The following is a 19,125-nucleotide window of genomic DNA, read 5'->3' as shown; positions in this document are numbered from 1 at the left end:
CACCACAAAAGATGCGTCAAAAAGTTCAGCACACTGTTGAGTTCTCAAAAGACATCCACACACCAGACCGGTTAGCCGCCAGGCTACCTGTTCCGGGGCAACTCCCCAACCTTACACAGTCCGGGTCTCGGTCGCAACCGATCGTCCTGAGTTTTTCTTCGGGGTTTTGTCTCCTACTGCGGTTCGCGGCTGGAGGACCGGGTCTTTCTGGTCTTCCGTGCGCCCCGCTCGGCGACGAGGAGAAAGTTACAGACCGCGCCAAGCCAAAGTCAAATCGCCTCGCCACTAACTCGCCGAACGGCAAAACCGCAGGTCACGGATGCGACGAACGGTCGGTCGGGCGTGTCTAGCCGATCTCCACCGCGGCGGTGTGACGCTTGCCTCTCCGCACAACCAGCCAGCGTCCGTGCAAAAGGTCGGCGGCGGAGGGGGTCCAGTCTTCATCCGCGACCTTCACGTTGTTCACGTAAGCGCCACCCTCGCCCACGGTCCGCCGGGCGGCGGAGTTGCTCGGCGCCAATCCGGTCTCCACCAGCAACCGCACGATCGTCGGCCCGTCGGCCAGCGACGCGGAGGCCGACGGGATCTCGGCCAGCGCGGCCCGCAACGTGCCGGCGTCCAGGGATCCCAGCTCGGCCCGGCCGAACAAGGCCCGGCTGGCCTGCACCACCCGCTCCGTCTCCGTCGCGCCGTGCACCAGGGTGGTCAGCTCCTCGGCCAGCCGTTGTTGCGCGGCGCGGGCCTGTGGCCGGGTCGCGGTCAGCTGATCCAGCTCATCCAGCTCCGGGCGGCTCAGGAAGGTGAAAAGCCGCAGGTACCGGCCCACGTCGGCGTCCGCGACGTTCACGAAGTACTGGTACCAGGCGTAGGGCGAGGTCATCTCCGGATCCAGCCAGACACTGCCGCCGCCGGTGGACTTGCCGAACTTGCGCCCCTCGGCGTCGGTGACCAGCGGCGTGGTGAGCGCGTGCACCGACTCGGCCTCCACCCGGCGCACCAGGTCGACCCCGCCGACGATGTTGCCCCACTGGTCGGACCCGCCGATCTGCAACCGGCAGCCGTGCTTGCGGAACAGCTGCAGGTAGTCGTGCGACTGCAGCAGCAGGTAGCTGAACTCGGTGTAGGACATGCCGTCGCCGTCCAGGCGGCGTTTCACCGTCTCCCGGCCCAGCATGGTGTTCACCGAGAAGTGCTTGCCCACGTCGCGCAGGAAGTCCAGCACGCCCATCGGGCCGGTCCAGTCCAGGTTGTTCACCACGACCGCGCCGGTCGGGGAATCCTCGAAGTGCACGAACCGCTCCAGCTGGCCCCGGATCCGGTCGGCCCACTCGCCCACCGTGCCGGCCGCGTTCAGCGTGCGCTCACCGGTGTCCCGGGGGTCGCCGATCATCCCGGTGGCCCCGCCGGCCAGCACGATCGGCCGGTGCCCGGCGCGCTGGAAACGGCTGAGCGTGAGCAGCGGGACCAGGTTCCCGGCGTGCAGACTGGGCGCGGTCGGGTCGAACCCGCAGTACAGGGTCACCGGACCCGCGTCCAGGTCGCGGCGCAGCGCCTCCGCGTCCGTGCTCTGCGCGATCAGTCCGCGCCAGGCCAACTCGTCAAGAATGTGCTCAACCACGCCCCCGATCATCCCGCACCGGGCGACCCGTTATCCGGGCAGGCGCGCGGCGAGCTCCGCCGGGAGCACGTCCAACGCCCTCGGCAGGCTCAGCACGCTGGAGAACGACAGCGCACCGGACATCTCGTCCCCGACGAACATCGACCGGCCGTCGCGCACCGTCCGTAGCGCGGCGTACCCCGGCAGCCCGGCGATGCTCGCCCGCTCCGCCTCCCCGCTGGTGATCCACACGACCAGGTCGGCGGTGTCCAGCAGGCTGAGCAGCTCGACGCTGATGTCCGCGTAGAAGCGGCTGCCGGCGCGCTGGTCGAAGTCCGGTATCGGCACGAAACCGAGCGCGGAGAAGAACCGCGCCCTCGGGTCCTGCGAGCTCCAGACCATGTACTGCCCTCGGTCGCCGACGTACACCCGCCCGGTGGCGAGGTGTTTGCCGGCGAACGCGGGATGCCGGGAACGCACCTCGGCGAACCGCGCCTCCAGCCCCGTGACCAGCCGCTCGGCCTCCGCGCCCCGGCCCAGCGCCGCACCCACGATGCGGGTGGTCTCCTGCCACGGCGTGCCGTGGTCGACGTAGCCCGCCGGTTGGACGATGGTCGGCGCGATCCGGGAATAGGTCTGGTAGCGCTCGCGGGTGAGGCCGGCGGATACCGCGACGATCAGGTCCGGCCGCAGCGCGGCGACCTTCTCCACGCTCACCTCGGCCAGCGGCAGCACCTCCGGTGTCGCGCCGCGCAGCAGCGGTCGCGCCCACGGCCAGGTCGCCGAGGGCTGGCCGCCGAAGAACTCCCGGACCGCCACCGGCACCACGCCCAGCGCCAGGATCGCGTCCTGGTCGGTGTAGCCGAGCGACACCACCCGGCGCGGCGGCGCGGGCACCGTGGTCACCCCGAACTTGTGCGCGACCGTGGCGGGAAAACCCGGTGCCGAGGTCGGCGGCGCATCCCCGCGAGGCGCCTGGGCGCAGGCGGTCAGGACGGCCAGCAGCACCACTACGCCCGCAACGACCCGTCTCGCCACACTCATCGAGGCTGAGGTTAGGCTCAGCTATCAATCGGGTCCAGCTGGGGCGCCTGAGACCCTGGCCACCCGGTTCCGGCGGTTGCGTGGCACGGCGGCCCGGTACTGGCTCACCGCCGGCGAACCGTCCAGCCAGAACCGCCACGGCAGGTCCTTGGCGGCGGCCACCCCGACCCTCGGCCCCGACCGGATCGACGACGCCGGCACCGGGTCCCCAGCACACAGCCGCACCGGGGACGCCGGGTCCGTCAGGTCCACGCCGTTCCGCTCGCGGTCGAAGCCGAGCAGGGCGGCCAGCCGGGCCGGCCCCATGGCCAGCTCGGCGTCCCGGCGCGCCTTCGGCCGGCGGGCCCGGGCCAGCCCCGGGTCGCTGACCACCTCACCGGCCCGCAGCAGCACCGCCCCGGCCACCCCTTCGCCCATGCACACCACGTTCGCGCAGAAGTGCATGCCGTAGACGAAGTAGACGTACAGGTGGCCGGCCGGGCCCCACATCACCGCGTTGCGCGGGGTGCGGCCCCGGTAGCTGTGCGAAGCGGGGTCGTCCGCGCCCCGGTAGGCCTCGACCTCGACCAGCCGGACCGCGACCGGTCCGTCCGGGGTGTCCGCCTCGAGCGTGCAGCCGAGCAGCCGGTGGGCCGCCGGCAGCACGTCGACGGCGAGATCCTCCCGCGTGAGGAGGTCGGTCACGCCCCGACCGGCAGCCCGGAGCTGGCCAGCGCCAGGCGCAGGCACACCGCGACCCCGGCGATGGCCCCTTCCACCTGGGCCAGCGGCGGGAACGTCGGGGCCAGCCGGATCACCGCGTCCTGCGGGTCCTTGCCGTACGGGTGGGTGGCCCCGGCCGGGGTGAGCGCGATGCCGGCCGCCTTGGCCAGCCGCACCACCTCGGAGGCCAGGCCGTCCGGCACGATCAGCGTGATGAAGTAGCCGCCGGTCGGCTCCGACCAGGTCACCCCGGGGGTGTCGGCGAAGTTCTCCGCGAGCACCCGCTGCACGGCGGCGAACTTGGGCGCGATCAGCCGGCGGTGCTTCTCCATGTGCGCGGCCAGGCCGGCGGCGTCGCCCAGGAACCGGGCGTGCCGCAGCTGGTTGACCTTGTCCGGGCCGATGGTCCGGGCTTCCAGCCGCTTCAGCCACCAGGCCAGGTTGGCCTCCGAGGCGCCGAGGAACCCGACGCCGCCACCGGCGACGGTGATCTTCGAGGTGGAGCCGAACACCAGCGGGCGGTCCGCGTTCCCGGCCTCGGCGGCCAGCGGCAGGATGTCCGCGATGCGCGCCGGGGTCTCGGTCAGGTGGTGCACCGCGTACGCGTTGTCCCACATGATCCGGAAGTCGGGCGCGGCGGTGGGCATGGTGGCCAGCCGGCGGACCGTCTCGTCCGAGTAGACCGCGCCGGTCGGGTTGGAGTACTTGGGCACGCACCAGATGCCCTTCACCGAGGCGTCCTCGGCGACCAGCCGCTCCACCACGTCCATGTCCGGGCCGTCCGGTGTGATCGGCACCGGGACCAGCTCGACGCCCAACCGCTCACAGACGGTGAAGTGCCGGTCGTAGCCGGGCACCGGAGCGAGGAAGGCCACCCTCGGCTCGTCCAGCCAGCGGCGCGACGCCCCCGGGACCGGGCTGAGCAGCGCGTTCACCACCGTGTCGTGCATCAGCTCGAGGCTGGAGTTGCCGGCGGCGATCAGCTGGTCGACCGGCACGCCCAGCTCGCCGGCGAAGATCTCCCGCAGTTCGGGGAGGCCGCGCAGCCCGCCGTAGTTGCGGGTGTCCGTGCCGTCGGCGGCCTTGAAGTCCGCCCCGGGCAGGCTGAGCAGCTCAACCGAGAGGTCGAGCTGTTCGCTGGAGGGCTTGCCCCGGGTCAGGTTCAGGGTGATGCCCTGGGCGACCAGGGCGTCGTAGTCGGCCTTTGCGCTAGCTAGGTCGGGCGGGGGTGGGAGGGTGGACATAGGGACAGCACTCATCTCTGTTCAGACTTCTCCGATGGGGGGCTGCTGGGCTATCCAGCGGCGCGCGTCCTCGACCGCCGAGCGCATCTCGACCAGCTGCTCGGCGACCCGGCCGGGAGCGGTTCCACCCCGGCCGTCACGGGACGCGATCGATCCGGCCACGGTCAGCACCTCTCGAACCTTAGGACCCAGCGACGGGGAGGCCGAAGCGAGTTCCGCGTCGGTCAGCTCGTCCAGCCCGACACCGCGCTCCTCGGCGATCCGCACGCACGCGCCGGCGGCCTCGTGCGCCACCCGGAACGGTACTCCGGCCCGGACCAACCACTCGGCCACGTCGGTGGCCAGGGTGAAGCCGGCCGGGGCCAGCTCGGCCAGCCGGGGCGCGTGGAAAACCAGCGTGCCGACCATGCCGGCCATCGCGGGCAGCACCAGGGCCAGCTGGTCGGCGGAGTCGAACAGCGGCTCCTTGTCCTCCTGCAGGTCGCGGTTGTAGGCCAGCGGCTGGGCCTTCAGCGTGGCCAGCAGGCCGGTCAGGTTGCCGATCAGCCGGCCGGCCTTGCCCCGGGCCAGCTCGGCCACGTCCGGGTTCTTCTTCTGCGGCATGATCGAGCTACCCGTTGAGTAAGCATCGTGGAGCGTGACGTAACCGAACTCCACGGTGGCCCAGATGATCACTTCCTCGGCCAGCCGGGACAGGTCCACCCCGATCATGGCCAGCACGAACGCCGCCTCGGCCGCGATGTCCCGGGAGGCCGTGCCGTCGATCGAGTTGGCCACCGACCCGGCGAAGCCGAGCTCGGCGGCCACCGCCTCCGGGTCCAGTCCCAGCGAGCTGCCGGCCAGCGCGCCGGAGCCGTACGGGGAGACCGAGGCGCGGCGGTCCGCGTCGCGCAGCCGGTCCACGTCCCGCAGCAGCGCGTGCCCGTGCGCGGCCAGGTGGTGCGCGAGCAGCACCGGTTGCGCGTGCTGCAGGTGGGTGCGGCCGGGCATCGCGGTGTCCAGGTGCCGGGACGCCTGGGCGCGCAGCGCGTCCACCACGTCCAGCACCCCGTCGGCCACCGAGCGCGCGGTGTCCCGCCACCACAGCCGCAGCAGGGTGGCGATCTGGTCGTTGCGGGACCGACCGGCGCGCAGCTTCCCGCCCAGCTCCGGGCCGACCCGCTCGATCAGGCCGCGTTCCAGCGCGGAGTGCACGTCCTCGTCCCCCGGTGCGGCGACGAAGGTGGCCGAGACGACGTCCGCGTCCAGCTTGTCCAGCCCGGCCAGCATGCCGGCCAGCTCGTCGCCGGTGAGCAGGCCGGCCCGGTGCAGCACCCGGGCGTGCGCCCGGGAGCCGGCGATGTCGTAGCGGGCCAGCCGCCAGTCGAAATGGGTGGATTTGGACAGCGCCGCCAGCGCGTCCGAAGGACCACCCTCGAACCGGCCACCCCACAGCGCCGAGCCAATGCTCGTTCCGGCAAGCCTTCTCTCGGCCATCAGTCGTTACCCGATTCCAGGGCGGCCTCGTCGAGTGCCCGGTGATCCTCGCCGCCGGCCTCGCCGCCCTCGCGGGCCGCCGCGATCCGGTCGAACCCGCCCGCCGGCAGCTCGCCGAAGAGCGTGCCGTGCTCCACCAGCACCATCCCCTGTTCCTGGGACTGCCCGGCGTAGGACTCCAGCTTGGCCCGGGAGTCGGCGATGTCCAGGTTGCGCATGGTGAGCTGACCGATCCGGTCGCCCGGCCCGAAGGCCGGGTTCTCGACCCGCTCCATGGAGAGCCTTTCCGGGTGGTACGAGAAGTTCGGTCCCTGGGTGTCGAGGATCGTGTAGTCGTCACCCCGGCGCAGGCGCAGCGTCACGGTGCCGGTGACCAGCGAGGCGATCCACCGCTGGATCGACTCGCGCACCATCAACGCCTGCGGGTCCAGCCAACGCCCCTCGTAGAGCAGCCGGCCGAGTTTGCGCCCCTCGTTGTGGTAGTTGGCGACGGTGTCCTCGTTGTGGATGGCGTTGAGCAGCCGCTCGTAGGCGGCGAACAGCAGCGCCATGCCCGGCGCCTCGTAGATGCCGCGCGACTTGGCCTCGATGATCCGGTTCTCGATCTGGTCGGACATGCCCAGGCCGTGGCGCCCGCCGATCGCGTTGGCCGCGCGGACCAGGGCGACGTTGTCGGCGAACCGCTGGCCGTTGATCTCCACCGGGTAGCCGCCCTCGAACGCGATCGTGACGTCCTCGGTGGCGATATCCACGGACGGGTCCCAGAACCGCACGCCCATGATCGGCTGGACGGTCTCCAGGGACACGTCCAGGTGCTCGAGCGTCTTGGCCTCGTGCGTCGCCCCCCAGATGTTGGCGTCGGTCGAGTACGCCTTCTCGGCCGAGTCCCGGTACGGCAGCCCGTGCGCGGCCAGCCACCGGCTCATCTCGTCCCGCCCGCCCAGCTCCTCGACGAACTCCGCGTCCAGCCACGGCTTGTAGATGCGCAGCTCGGGGTTGGCCAGCAGGCCGTAGCGGTAGAACCGCTCGATGTCGTTGCCCTTGAAGGTCGAGCCGTCGCCCCAGATGTTGACGTCGTCGGCCTGCATGGCCCGGACCAGCAGCGTCCCGGTGACGGCGCGGCCCAGCGGCGTGGTGTTGAAGTACACCCGGCCCCCGGACCGGATGTGGAAGGCGCCGCAGGCCAGCGCGGCCAGGCCCTCCTCGACCAGTTGCGGCTTGATGTCGACGGCCCGCGCGATCTCGGCGCCGTACTGCTTCGCCCGGGCCGGGACGCCCGAGACGTCCGGCTCGTCGTACTGGCCGAGGTCGGCGGTATAGGTGCACGGGATCCCGCCCTTGTCGCGCATCCAGGCCACCGCGACGGAGGTGTCGAGGCCTCCGGAGAAGGCGATGCCGATGCGCTCACCCTTGGGCAGGGAGGTCAGGACCTTGCTCACGAGAGGGATGCTCCTTCATCAGGGTTCGGGTCGGAGCGCGAGTCGCCCAGGGCGGCGATCCGCCGTGCCAGTTCGGAACCGGTGAGCGGCTCGCGGGCCACCACCAGGATCGTGTCGTCGCCGGCGATGGTGCCGACGACGTCGTGCAGCGCCGCCCGGTCCAGCGCGCTGGCCAGGAACTGGGCCGCCCCGGGCGGGGTGCGCAGCACCGCGAGGTTGCCGCTGGCGTCGGTGGACACCAGTAGCTCGCCGAGTACCCGGGCCAGCCGGGGTACTCCGGCCGACCGCATCGGGTGGCCGTCCTCGGGCAGCACGTACACCGGGGCCCCGCCGTCCGGGCCGCGCAGCTTGACCGCGCCCAGCTCGTCCAGGTCCCGCGACAGCGTGGCCTGGGTGACCTCGACGCCCTCGGCGGCGAGCAGCGTGGCCAGCTCGGCCTGGCTGCGCACCGCCCGCTGGGTGATCAGTTCGACGATCCGGGCCTGCCGGGCCACCCGGGTCGGCGCGGTCATGGTCCGCTCTGCCGGAGCAACCACGTGAGCACGGCCTTCTGCGCGTGCAGGCGGTTCTCCGCCTCGTCCCAGATGGCGCTGGCCGGGCCGTCCATCACATCGTCGGTGATCTCGTCGCCCCGGTGGGCCGGCAGGCAGTGCAGCACGATCACCCCCGGGTTGGCGTGCCCGAGCAGGTTGGTGTCCAGCCGGTAGGGCAGGAACGGCGCGCGCCGGTCCAGCCCGTCCGCCTCCTGGCCCATGGACACCCAGGTGTCGGTGACCACCACGTCGGCCCCGGTCACCGCCTCGGCCGGGTTCTCGACCAGCGAGGCCGAGCCACCGGTCTCCTCGGCCCGCTTGACGGCGGCGCGCAGCACGTCCGGGTCGGGGGCGAACCCGGCCGGCCCGGACACCCGCACGTGCATGCCGGCGGTGGCCCCGCCGAGCAGCAGCGAGTGCGCCATGTTGTTCGCCCCGTCGCCGAGGAAGGTCATGGTCAGCCCCTTGAGCCGGCCGAACCGCTCGCGGACGGTCTGCAGGTCGGCCAGCACCTGGCAGGGGTGGAACGAGTCGGTCAGCGCGTTCACCACGGGGACCGTGGCGGCGGCGGCCATCTGCTCCAGGCGATCTTGTGTGGTGGTCCGCCACACCACCGCGTCCACGTACCGGGACAGCACCTTGGCGGTGTCGGAGATGGTCTCGCCCCGGCCCAGCTGGCTCTGCTGGGCGTCGATGATCAGTGGTTGGCCGCCCAGCTGGGAGATGCCCACCTCGAAGGAGACCCTGGTCCTGGTGGAGTTCTTGTCGAAGATCACGGCGATCGGCCTCGGGCCGGCCAGGGTGCGGTGGGCGTAGCGGTCCCGCTTCATCTCGGCGGCCAGGTCCAGCACCTCGAGCTGCTCGGCCGGGCTGAAGTCGTCGTCGCGCAGCAGGTGCCTCGTTGTCCCGCGCCCGCCTAACTGGGCGGGCGCTCGGCGCGCGCGTTCCGCGCTAGACATTCGTCACCCCGGCATCCAGGAACCCCGGCAGCGCGGCCAGGAACTCGGCCGCCTGCTCGTGGCTGAGGATCAGCGGCGGGGCCAGCCGGATCCGGTCCGGCACGGCGTTGTTGATGAGGAATCCGGCATCCCGGGCGGCGCTCGCGACGTTCGCCGAAACCGCTTCGCGCAGTCCGATGCCGATCAGCAGGCCGGCCCCGGACACCTCGCCGACCAGCGGGTGGGCCAGGGCGTCGATGCCGGTGGCCAGTTCCTTGCCCACCCGGTCCACGTGGCCGAGCAGGCCGTCCGACTCGATCGTGCGCAGCACCGCCAGCGCGGCCGCGCAGCACACCGGGTTGCCGCCGAAGGTGGTGCCGTGGTGGCCGGGCTCCAGCAGCTCGGAGGCCGCGCCGATGCCGATGCAGGCGCCGATCGGCATGCCGCCGGCCAGGCCCTTGGCCAGGGTGATCACGTCCGGGGTGACGCCGACCGCCTGGTGCGCGAACCAGCCGCCGGTGCGGCCGATGCCGGTCTGCACCTCGTCCAGCACCAGCAGGGCGCCGTGCTGGGTGGTGATCTCCCGTGCGGCCTGGAGATAACCCTCCGGCGGGACGATCACGCCGGCCTCGCCGAGCATGGGCTCCAGCACCACGGCCGCGGTATCTCCGTCGACGGCCGCGCGCAGCGCGTCCACGTCGCCGTAGGGCACGTGCGTGACCTCGGCCGGCAGCGGCTCGAACGGGGCCCGCTTCGGCTGCTGGCCGGTCAGCGCCAGTGCGCCCATGGTGCGGCCGTGGAAGGCGTTCAGCGCGGCGACCAGCTTGGTCCGGCCGGTCCGGCGGGAGATCTTGAACGCGGCCTCCAGCGCCTCCGCGCCGGAGTTGCAGAACAGCACCCGGGCGCTGCCGACCCCGAGCAGGTCGATCAGCCGCTCGGCCAGCTCCACCGACGGCTCGGTGAGGTAGAGGTTGGAGGTGTGGCCGAGCGTGTTCAGCTGCCGGGTGACCGCCTCCACGATGGCCGGGTGGGCGTGGCCGAGCGCGTTGACCGCGATGCCGGCCAGCAGGTCCAGGTAGCGGCGGCCGTCGGCGTCCCACACCTCGGCGCCGCTGCCGCGCACCAGGGCCAGCGGCGGCGTGCCGTAGTTGTTCATCATCGCGGCCTGCCACCGCTGCGTGAGGTCGCTGCTCATGACGGCACCACCATCGTTCCCACTCCTTCGCTGGTGAAGACCTCCAGCAGCACCGAGTGCGCCAGCCGGCCATCGATCACGTGTGCCTGGGAGACGCCGCCGCGCACCGCGCGCAGGCAGGCCTCCATCTTGGGGGCCATGCCGGACTCCAGGCTGGGCAGCATCGCCGCCAGCTGGGCCTCGGTCAGCTCGCTGATCAGCGAGTCCGGGTCCGGGTAGTTGGCGTAGAGGCCCTCCACGTCGGTGAGCACCACCAGCTTGGCGGCGCCCAGCGCCTCGGCCAACGCGGCGGCCGCGCTGTCCGCGTTGATGTTGTAGACCACGCCCTCGGCGTCCGGGGCGACGCCGGCCACCACCGGGATCCGGCCGGCGGCCACGATGTCGCGCACCGCCGCCGGGTTGACCTGGGTGACGTCCCCGACCAGGCCGATGTCCACCTGTTCCCCGCCGACCAGCGCGGTGCGGCGCTCGGCCGTGAACAGCCCGGCGTCCTCCCCCGACATGCCGACCGCGTAGGGGCCGTGCGCGTTGATCAGGCCGACCAGCTCCCGCCCGACCTGCCCGACCAGCACCATGCGCACCACGTCGATGGTCTCCGGCGTGGTCACCCGCAGCCCGCCCCGGAACTCCCCCGGCAGGTTCAGCCGCTTCAGCATCGCGGTGATCTGCGGCCCGCCGCCGTGCACCACCACCGGGTGGATGCCGGCCAGCCGGAGGAACACCATGTCCTGCGCGAACGCCTGTTTCAGCTGGTCATCGATCATGGCGTTGCCGCCGTACTTGATCACCACGATCTTGCCGTGGAAGTTCTGCAGCCAGGGCAGCGCCTCGGCCAGCACGCCGGCCTTCTCCCCGGCGCGCGCCAGCCGCTCGCTAGATCTCCCGCTCGCGCCTAACTGGGCGCGTGCTCGGCCAGCGCCTTCGGCGCTGGTGCTCGGCTTCACCCCGGTCACGACGAGTACGCGCTGTTCTCTTCGACGTACGCGTAGGACAGGTCGGTGGTGCGCACCTCGGCCGACGCGTCACCCACGTGCAGGTCGATCTCGACCAGGATGTCCCGGCCGGTCAGGTCGGCGGTCTTCCGGTCACCGTAGGCGGCGCCGTCCTGGCAGACGGTGACCCCGTTCATCCGGATGTCCAGCCGCTGCGCGTCGATGATCGCGTCCGCGTTGCCCACCGCCATGGCCACCCGGCCCCAGTTGGCGTCGGAGCCGAACAACGCCGTCTTGACCAGGTTGTCCCGGGCCACCGAGCGGGCCACGGTCACCGCCTCGCCCTCCGTGAGCGCGCCCCGCACCGCGATCACCACCTGCTTGGTGGCGCCCTCCGCGTCGGCCTGCAGCAGCTCGACCAGGTCGCCGCAGATGCTGGTCAACCCCTCGGTCAGCTCGTCGGTGGAGACGCTCACCACGGACGCCCCGTTGGCCAGCACCAGCACGGTGTCGTTGGTGGAGGTGCAGCCGTCGATGTCCAGGCGGTCGAAGGTGCGCGAGGTGGCGGCGCGCAGCGCCTTGTCCAGCTCGCCCGGGTCCACCACGGCGTCGGTGGTGAGCACGGCCAGCATGGTGGCCATGGCCGGGGCGATCATGCCGGCGCCCTTGGCGAACCCGCCGATCCGCCAGCCGCCCTCGCCCCGGTACTCGGCCTGCTTGGGGCGGGTGTCGGTGGTGAGGATGGCGGTGGCCGCGTCGGTGGCGGCCCGGCCCACGTCGGAGAGTGCGGCGTGCGCGGCGTCCACCCCGGCCAGCACCGCGTCCCGGGGCAGCTGCGAACCGATCAGGCCGGTGGAGCACACGGCGACCTCGCCGGCCCCGCAGCCCAGCCGGGCGGCCACTCGCTCGGCGGTGGCGTGCGTGGTCTGGAAGCCCTGCGGCCCGGTGCACGCGTTCGCGCCGCCGGAGTTGAGCACCACCGCGCGCAGCCGCCCGGTGGTGAGCACCTGCCGGGACCAGAGCACCGGCGCGGCCTGGATCCGGTTGCGGGTGAACACGCCGGCCGCGTGGTGGTCCGGCCCGTCGTTCACCACCAGCGCCAGGTCCAGGGCGCCGGAGGCCTTGATGCCGGCGGCCACGCCGGCGGCGCGGAAACCATGGGGTGCGGTGATCGTCACGGGGCGACTCCGGTGAGCGGAAGGCCGGTGGTTTCCGGCAGGCCGACGGCGAGGTTCATGCACTGCACCGCGCCTCCGGCGGTGCCCTTGGTGAGGTTGTCGATCGCCGCGACGACGACCAGCCGGCCGGCGTCGGGGTCCACGGTGAGCTGGAGGGCCAGCGTGTTCGCCCCCAGCGTCATGGCGGTGCTGGGCCAGCTCCCTTCCGGCAACAGGTGGATGAACGGCTCGTTCGCGTACGCCTTCTGGTAGGCCTCGAGGATCTCCTCGGCGCTCGCCTCGGTGCGCGCCGTGCAGTTGGCCAGGATGCCCCGGGGCATCGGGGCGAGCAGCGGGGTGAAGCTCACGGTTATGGGGCGGCCGGCCGCCTGGGACAGGTTCTGCGCGATCTCCGGGGTGTGCCGGTGCGCCCCGCCGACGCCGTAGGCGCTCACCGCGCCCATCACCTCGGAGCCGAGCAGGTGCGGTTTGAGGGCCTTGCCTGCCCCCGAGGTGCCGCTGACCGCTGTAACCACCACGTCCGGCTCGACCAGGCCGGCGGCCAGGGCCGGGGCCAGGGCCAGGCTGGCCACCGTGGGGTAGCAGCCGGGCACCGCGACGCGCTTCGCGGCGGTGAGCTTCGCGCGCTGGCCGGGCAGCTCGGGCAGCCCGTACGGCCAGCTGCCGGCGTGCTCGCCGCCGTACCAGCGCCGCCAGGCCTCCGGGTCGGTCAGCCGGTGGTCCGCGCCGCAGTCGATGACCACCGTGTCCGTGCCGAGTTGGGCGGCCAGCGCGGCCGAGTGCCCGTGCGGCAGCGCCAGGAAGACCACGTCGTGCCCGGCGAAGGCCTCGGCCCCGGTCTCCTCGAGCACCCGGTCGGCCAGTGGCAGCAGGTGCGGCTGCAACCCGCCGAGGGTGTTCCCCGCGTTTCCCCCGGCGGTGAGCGCGCCGATCTCGGCTTCCGGGTGGGCGAGCAGCAGGCGCAGCAGCTCACCCCCGGCATACCCGCTCGCACCGGCAACTCCGATCCGCACCATACGCATGATTATTCATTGAAGCGCAGATCTATGCAAGACCCTCGAATGGATCTACCCTCGCCGAGGCCGGACGTGTACGCAAGGGGCCCGCCGTAGGCTGCACGGCGTGTCGACCACGGACGAGGCAACCGCACTGGTCGGGGCCGCGCGGGAGGGGCTGCGCCGGCTGGCGGACCCGACGGCGGCACCCCAGATGCAGCGGTACATGCGCTCGGAGATGCCGTTCCTGGGCGTGCCGACGCCGCCCCGGCGGACGCTGCTGCGCGAGCTGGTGGCCGACCACCCGGTCGGCTCGCCCGACGCGCTGGACCGGGCGGTGCGCACGCTGTGGGACGAGGCGACCTACCGCGAGGAGCGCTACGTCGCGCTGGCCCTCACCGGGCACCGCCGGTACGCCCGGTGGCTCGTCCCGCCCTGGCTGCCGCTCTACCAGCACTGGATCGTCGCCGGCGCCTGGTGGGACTACGTGGACGAGATCGCCAGCCGGCGCATCGGCCCGCTGCTGCGCGAACACCCGGCGACCGTCGAACCGGTGATCCGGGGCTGGGTGGCGGGCGACGACATCTGGCTGCGCCGCACCGCGATCATCTGCCAGCTCCTCTCCAAGGAGCGGACCGACCTGGCGCTGCTTGCCGACTCGATCGAGGCGGCCATCGACGAGCCGGAGTTCTTCCTGCGCAAGGGCATCGGCTGGGCGTTGCGCCAGCACGCGCGCATAGACCCGGACTGGGTGCGCGCGTTCGTCGCCGCACACCCGCGGCTTTCCCCGCTGTCCCGCCGCGAAGCCCTCAAGCACATCGCCTGACACCCCTCAGTGAGCTGTCCTCCGCCGGCTCAAACCTCGCGCGGTCCGAGGCCTCACCGCGGCACTCGCAAGGTCAACATGACACCAGGGTCGCTCCAGGGTGTGGAGGTCGCTGGGTGGCAGGCAGGGTGATCGTCGTTTGTGGCGGATCAGCGTCGAAAACCGACGCTAAAGCGCCAGAGCCGGCGATCATGCTCGGTGGAACGGGCGGGCGCTAACCGCTTCGACCCACTGGTGAGCCCGCGCACCTCATGTGCCGCGTGGGCGCACCCGGTCGAGCCACACCCCCGCGACCGTGTCGTAGCATCGGCCCAGCGCCGAGTCCGGCTCGCCGCGCAGCCGCGCCTTGGCGATCTTCTCCGACGGGGTGAGCGGCAGGCGGTCGCGGAACTCCCAGTAGCGCGGGACCTTGAACGCCGCGAGCCGCTCGCGCGCATGGGAAAGCAGCTCGGCCGGCGAGACCGGGCCGTCCTCGCACACCAGATACGCCTTGATCTCCTCGCCGCGCACCTCGTCGGCCACCGGCAGGCAGGCGCAGAGCCGTACCCCCGGGTGGGCCTGGATCGCCTCCTCCACCTGGGCCGCCGAGATGTTCTCCCCGCTGCGCCGGATGATGTCCTTGACCCGACCGGCGAACCGGACCATCCCGTCGGGCCGCCGGATGGCCAGGTCTCCGGTGACGTACCAGCCGTTCCCGACGGTGGCCGATGAGCCGTCCAGATAGCCGTCACTCATCGCCACCCCGCGCACCAGCAGCCGCCCCACAACCCCGCGCGGCACCGGGAGATCCTCGTCGTCCACCACCCGGATCTCCCGGTTCGGCAGCGGCCGGCCGAGCAGCCCGCCGGCCAGCGCGAGATCGTGGTCGGCCGGCTCGACCAGGATGTCCACCCCGGTCTCGGTGCTGCCGTACAGCTCGTGCCACGGCGCGCCGAACCGCCGCTCCAGCTCCGCGTGCCGCCCCTCGGGGATCGCCGAGCAGCCGATGTAGCGGACCCGGTTCTCGCGTTCCCCCGGCGCGACCGGCGTGCGCAGCAGCATCGCCGGCATCACGCCGAGGCAGTAGAAGAAGGTCACCCGGTGCTCCCGCACCGACGCCCAGAAGGTCGCCGAGGAAAACCGCTCCAGCACCACCAGCTCGGCCCCGGTGAGCAGCGCGGCGACCAGGTTCCACTGCGGATCCATGTAGTAGAAGGGCTGCGCGGTGAGCAACACGTCGTCGCCGCGCAGCCTCGGCCCGTGGTCACGCATGGCCGAGCCGATGGTCAGCCAGTAGCGGTGCGAGAGCAGGCAGCCCTTGGACCGGCCGGTGCTGCCCGAGGTGAACTGGATGTTCGCCAGCGTCTCCGGCACCGGTCCGGCGGCGGCCTCCACCCCGCGCGACCCCGGCACCGGCAACCCGGCCAACGCCGCGGCCAGATCGGACCCGTCGGCCGGCAGCAGCAGCGCGCGAGAACCGGCCGGCAGCACCCCTGCCAGCAGCGGGCCGAAATCCTCGGCGGCGAGCACCAGCGCGGGTGCCGCCTCGGCCAGGAGAGCGGCCAGCTCCGGCCCGGTGAGCCGCACGTTCAGCGGCACCATCGCGGCGCCCGCGCGCAGCACGCCCAGCCAGCAGACCGGGAACTCCAGGTCGTTGTGGAACATCACGGCCACCCGGTCGCCGGGCCCGATGCCCCGGTCTCGCAGCGCATCGGCCACCGCGCCGGCCAACGCGTCCAGCTCGGCGAAGCTGGCCCGCTGATCCAGCCGCGCACAGCGCAGCACGACCTTGTCGGGCCACCGGCGCGCGGCCTCGGCCAGCGCCGAGGACACCGTCGGTTCGGTCACCGAGCCAGCCCGAACAGCTCCGCCGCGTTTCCGCCCAGCAACCGGTGCAGGGCCTCCTCGCGCACCCCGGCGGCCCGCCACTCGCGCAGCGCCCGGCCGTGGTCGAAGATCGGCCAGTCGGTGCCGAACAGCACCCGGTCGGCGAGCAGGTTGTTCAGGTAACCGGCGAGCACGTCCCAACCGGTGCCGGGGCGCATCACGTACTTCGGGGAGAGCCCGCCCAGCTCCAGGTACACGGTCGGGTGCCGGCGCGCCACCGCACAGTACTCGGTCACCCACGGCCAGCCCCCGTGGCAGGCGATCAGCCGCAGGTCGGGGAAGTCGCAGGCCACCTGGTCCAGGAACTCGGCCCGCTCGTGCGCGATCGGGTACACCCGCGAGTAGCTCACCCCGGTGTGCAGCGCCACGATCAGCCCCAACTCCTCGGCGCGCGCGTAGCCCGAGTAGAGCCGCCGGTCGTGGATGTCCATGCCGGCGAACGCCGGCTGGATGTTCACCCCGATCAGCCCGGCGTCGGCACACGCCCGCACCTCGCGCGCGGCCGAACCCGCGGTGGGCGGCGGCATGGTCAGCGTGCCGAACCCCGAGAACAGGTCCGGGTGCTCGCCGACCAGCGCGGCGGTCGCCTCGGTGAGCGCGGCGGCGTCCTCGGCTCCCTCGTACTCGGCGTGCACCACCGCCCGGTGCACCCCCTGCTCGCGCAGCGCGGCCAGCAGCGCGGGGGTGGTGCCCGCCGCCACCTTCTCCGACATGTTCAGCAGCTGGTCGTAGCGCTGCCGGCGCAGCGCGGGCGGCGGGCCGTCCAGCGGTTTGCGCCGGTCGACCGGCAGCCGCACCCTGGCGTCCACGACGAACTCAGTCACTGATGTCCACCTCTCTGGTCTCCGGCATCGAACGGGTGCCCACCAGCACCAGCAGCGCAACCGCACTGAGGTAGAAGCCGGGGGCGAAAGGACTGTGGAAGGCCGCGACCAGCGCGCTGGCCAGCAGCGGCGCCGTGCCGCCGAGCAGCGCGTAGCCGAGGTTGTAGCCGATCGCCGCGCCGGTCAGCCGGGTCCGGGTGGGGAACACCTCGAGCAGTGCCACGTAGCTGCCACCCCCGAACACCGCCAGGGCCAACGCCAGCAGCACCTGGCCGGCCACCGCCGAGGCGAAAGAGCCCTGCCCGGCGAGCAGGTAAGCCGGCACCCCGGTCAGCACCAGCAGCACCGCGCCGGCGCGGACGGCGGGCCGGCGGCCCCAGCGGTCGGCCAGCGCCCCGCAGCCGGGCAGCGCAACCGCGAAGACCAGCAGCGCCACACCGTTGGCGGCCAGCGCCGAAGCGCGGGACAGACCGGCGGTGACCTGCAGGTACGTCGGGAAGTAGCCGGCCAGGTAGTAGAAGCCGAGACCGGTCATCGCGGCCAGGGCAAAAGCGGTACCCACCGCCGGGCGGTGCCGGGCCAAGACCTCCCGCACCGGTGCCGCGCTGAGCCCCTCGGTGCGGCGGGCCCGCTGGTAGGCCGGGCTCTCCTCGGTGCGCATCCGCACGTACAGGCCGATCAGGCTGAGCGGCAGGGCAAGCAGGAAGCAGATCCGCCAGCCCCATTCGGTGAACGCCGCCTCGCCGAGGGCCGCGTTCAGCGCCAGCACCACGAGCAGCCCGACCACCGAGGACACCGCCGAGGTCGCCACCACCACGGTGATCCACAGCGACCGCTGGCGCTCCGGCGCGTGCTCCAGGGCGAAGGAGGTGGCGCTGGTCACCTCGCCACCGGCGGAAAGCCCCTGTAGCAGGCGCAGTCCGACCAGCAGGGCCGGCGCGAGCAGCCCGGCGTCCGCGTAGCCGGGCAGCACCCCGATCAGTGCGGTGGCCACGCCGATCAGCGTGAGCACGGTGACCAGCACGCCCCGCCGGCCGTAGCGGTCGCCCAGCACTCCGAACACCACCCCGCCCAGCGGCCGGATCACGAAGGCCACCCCGTACACGGCGAACGCCGAGATCAGCGCGGCACCCGAGTCCCCGGCCGGAAAGAACCGGGCGGCGATGATCGGCACGCTCAGCGCGTAGATGGCGAAGTCGTAGAACTCGATGAAGGTGCCCACCCCGGCGCCGACCAGCGGCCGCCGGGACACGGCCGTCCGTTCGCCGGCGGTCATGCCGCGAACGCCAGTGCTTCGCGGGGGTTGGCCACCGTCAGCTCGCCGATCGCGGCGTCGTCCAGGCCCTTGCGGCGCATCAGCGGCAGCACGTTGCGGATCAGGTGCGCGTAGCCCTCGCCGCCGTAGCGCCGCAGGTGGGTCTTGCTGCAGATGTCCTGCGCGACCAACAGCCGGCGGCCGAAGCCGCGCCCGCGCAGGGCGACCAGGTGGTCCACCCGGGTGGCGTCGTTGGGCATGTCGATGTCGGCGAACGGGTAGTAGCTGGACTCCTGGCCGAACAGGTCGAACTCCAGGTAGCAGCCGGTCTCCGCGAGCTCGACCATCGCCGGAAGATCGAACAGCGTCCGGTCGATGTGGCTCATGATCACCCGGTCCTGGTCGCCACCGACCGCACGGATGATCCGCATGGCGTCCAGCGGCGCGTCCGCGTGCCGTCCCGGGTGGACCAGCAGCGCGGCGCCGGTGTCCCGCTGGGCGTCGCAGGCCGCCTCCAGCACCCGCCGTTCGACCGGGTGCACCGGCCAGCTCAACCCGATCTCACCGATCACCCCGGACCTGATCCGCCGCTCCCCCACGCCCTCGGTGACGTCCCGGCTCATCTCGGCGGCCAGGTCGGCCCGCGACCGGTCGTCCAGCCCGGCCGGGTGGAACTCGCGCTGGTAGTAGCCGGCGCCCATGACGATGTGCACGCCGGTGCGCTCGGCCACCGCGAGCAGTCCCTCCGGGTCGCGGCCGATGCCGATGCTGGTCGCGTCCACCATGGCGGAGCCGCCGTGCGCGGCGTACTCGCCGAGCTCGGCGACGGCGTCCTCGACGTCGTTCACCGTCAGGTCGAACACCGAGTGGTGCCGGCGCACCTCGTAGTAGTTGTCCAGCCGGATCGCCTCGGCCGAGTCCAGCATGCTGCCCTGCCGCACGGAGGCCAGCTTGGACAGCACGTGCTCGTGCGTCTGGGTGTGGCCGATCCGTTCCGGCGGCACGTCGGCGCGCACCGTGCGAACCACCCGCATGCCCGTCTCCCTTCGGGATGACCTCGACTAATCACTTGATTAGTGAC

General features: G+C 72.4%; 17 protein-coding genes. 1 reads left to right on the top strand and 16 read right to left on the bottom strand.

What is annotated here, in order from left to right:
* Positions 1-346: 346 nt before the first annotated feature.
* The 12 genes from tyrS to argC all read right to left on the bottom strand — a co-directional run bounded on the left by tyrS (position 347) and on the right by argC (position 13,300).
* Positions 347-1,618 (bottom strand): tyrosine--tRNA ligase, encoded by a 1,272-nt coding sequence (gene tyrS, locus ABEB12_RS40300; RefSeq protein ID WP_185060744.1) that lies wholly within the window; start codon positions 1,616-1,618, stop codon positions 347-349.
* Between the two features lie 30 nt (positions 1,619-1,648).
* On the bottom strand, positions 1,649-2,641 hold the full coding sequence (locus tag ABEB12_RS40295; RefSeq protein WP_185060743.1) for an ABC transporter substrate-binding protein: 993 nt from the start codon (positions 2,639-2,641) through the stop codon (positions 1,649-1,651).
* Between the two features lie 24 nt (positions 2,642-2,665).
* The gene (locus ABEB12_RS40290) at positions 2,666-3,325 is read right to left on the bottom strand and encodes a DNA-3-methyladenine glycosylase (protein WP_185060742.1); all 660 of its coding nucleotides are present in this window, start codon (positions 3,323-3,325) and stop codon (positions 2,666-2,668) included.
* A complete protein-coding gene (locus ABEB12_RS40285; RefSeq protein ID WP_425572320.1) occupies positions 3,322-4,602 on the bottom strand; it encodes an aminotransferase class I/II-fold pyridoxal phosphate-dependent enzyme in 1,281 nt (426 codons plus the stop codon). The genes ABEB12_RS40290 and ABEB12_RS40285 overlap by 4 nt, the downstream gene beginning before the upstream one ends.
* Positions 4,603-4,608: 6 nt before the next feature.
* Positions 4,609-6,063: an argininosuccinate lyase gene (argH, locus tag ABEB12_RS40280; RefSeq protein ID WP_185060741.1), complete on the bottom strand. Its 1,455-nt coding sequence runs from the start codon at positions 6,061-6,063 to the stop codon at positions 4,609-4,611.
* Positions 6,063-7,502: an argininosuccinate synthase gene (gene argG, locus ABEB12_RS40275; RefSeq protein WP_185060740.1), complete on the bottom strand. Its 1,440-nt coding sequence runs from the start codon at positions 7,500-7,502 to the stop codon at positions 6,063-6,065. The genes argH and argG overlap by 1 nt, the downstream gene beginning before the upstream one ends.
* A complete protein-coding gene (locus tag ABEB12_RS40270; RefSeq protein WP_185060739.1) occupies positions 7,499-8,014 on the bottom strand; it encodes an arginine repressor in 516 nt (171 codons plus the stop codon). The genes argG and ABEB12_RS40270 overlap by 4 nt, the downstream gene beginning before the upstream one ends.
* On the bottom strand, positions 8,011-8,994 hold the full coding sequence (argF, locus tag ABEB12_RS40265; protein ID WP_185060738.1) for an ornithine carbamoyltransferase: 984 nt from the start codon (positions 8,992-8,994) through the stop codon (positions 8,011-8,013). Before argF ends, ABEB12_RS40270 begins: the two co-directional genes overlap by 4 nt.
* Positions 8,987-10,168 (bottom strand): acetylornithine transaminase, encoded by a 1,182-nt coding sequence (locus ABEB12_RS40260; RefSeq protein WP_185060737.1) that lies wholly within the window; start codon positions 10,166-10,168, stop codon positions 8,987-8,989. The genes argF and ABEB12_RS40260 overlap by 8 nt, the downstream gene beginning before the upstream one ends.
* Complete coding sequence (gene argB / locus ABEB12_RS40255; RefSeq protein ID WP_221498113.1) at positions 10,165-11,034, bottom strand: acetylglutamate kinase; 870 nt, start codon at positions 11,032-11,034, stop codon at positions 10,165-10,167. Before argB ends, ABEB12_RS40260 begins: the two co-directional genes overlap by 4 nt.
* Before the next feature lie 83 nt (positions 11,035-11,117).
* Entirely contained in the window at positions 11,118-12,278 is a 1,161-nt protein-coding gene (gene argJ / locus ABEB12_RS40250; RefSeq protein ID WP_185060736.1) for a bifunctional glutamate N-acetyltransferase/amino-acid acetyltransferase ArgJ, read from the bottom strand.
* Complete coding sequence (gene argC / locus ABEB12_RS40245) at positions 12,275-13,300, bottom strand: N-acetyl-gamma-glutamyl-phosphate reductase (RefSeq protein WP_185060735.1); 1,026 nt, start codon at positions 13,298-13,300, stop codon at positions 12,275-12,277. Before argC ends, argJ begins: the two co-directional genes overlap by 4 nt.
* A gap of 91 nt (positions 13,301-13,391) precedes the next feature.
* Here argC and ABEB12_RS40240 point away from each other — a divergent pair, with 91 nt between their 5' ends.
* Positions 13,392-14,099, top strand: coding sequence for a DNA alkylation repair protein (locus tag ABEB12_RS40240; protein ID WP_425572321.1), 708 nt, complete (start codon positions 13,392-13,394; stop codon positions 14,097-14,099).
* A 249-nt stretch (positions 14,100-14,348) separates the two neighbouring features.
* Here ABEB12_RS40240 and ABEB12_RS40235 read toward each other — a convergent pair whose 3' ends face one another.
* Genes ABEB12_RS40235 through ABEB12_RS40220 form a run of 4 tightly spaced genes read right to left on the bottom strand, consistent with a single transcriptional unit; the run spans position 14,349 to position 19,078 of the window.
* Positions 14,349-15,926 (bottom strand): AMP-binding protein, encoded by a 1,578-nt coding sequence (locus ABEB12_RS40235; protein ID WP_185060734.1) that lies wholly within the window; start codon positions 15,924-15,926, stop codon positions 14,349-14,351.
* Positions 15,923-16,789 (bottom strand): amidohydrolase family protein, encoded by an 867-nt coding sequence (locus tag ABEB12_RS40230; RefSeq protein WP_185060733.1) that lies wholly within the window; start codon positions 16,787-16,789, stop codon positions 15,923-15,925. The genes ABEB12_RS40235 and ABEB12_RS40230 overlap by 4 nt, the downstream gene beginning before the upstream one ends.
* Positions 16,782-18,065 carry an MFS transporter gene (locus tag ABEB12_RS40225; protein WP_185060732.1) on the bottom strand — a complete coding sequence of 428 codons (1,284 nt, stop codon included), beginning with the start codon at positions 18,063-18,065 and terminating at the stop codon, positions 16,782-16,784. The genes ABEB12_RS40230 and ABEB12_RS40225 overlap by 8 nt, the downstream gene beginning before the upstream one ends.
* The gene (locus tag ABEB12_RS40220) at positions 18,062-19,078 is read right to left on the bottom strand and encodes a phosphotriesterase family protein (RefSeq protein ID WP_185060731.1); all 1,017 of its coding nucleotides are present in this window, start codon (positions 19,076-19,078) and stop codon (positions 18,062-18,064) included. The genes ABEB12_RS40225 and ABEB12_RS40220 overlap by 4 nt, the downstream gene beginning before the upstream one ends.
* Positions 19,079-19,125: the final 47 nt, after the last annotated feature.

The organism is Actinospineispora eucalypti (assembly GCF_039543365.1).
GTDB classification, from domain to species: Bacteria; Actinomycetota; Actinomycetes; order Mycobacteriales; family Pseudonocardiaceae; genus Pseudonocardia; species Pseudonocardia eucalypti.
Note: the sequence above shows the minus strand (reverse complement) of the source record. Positions and strands in the feature narration are given on the sequence as shown.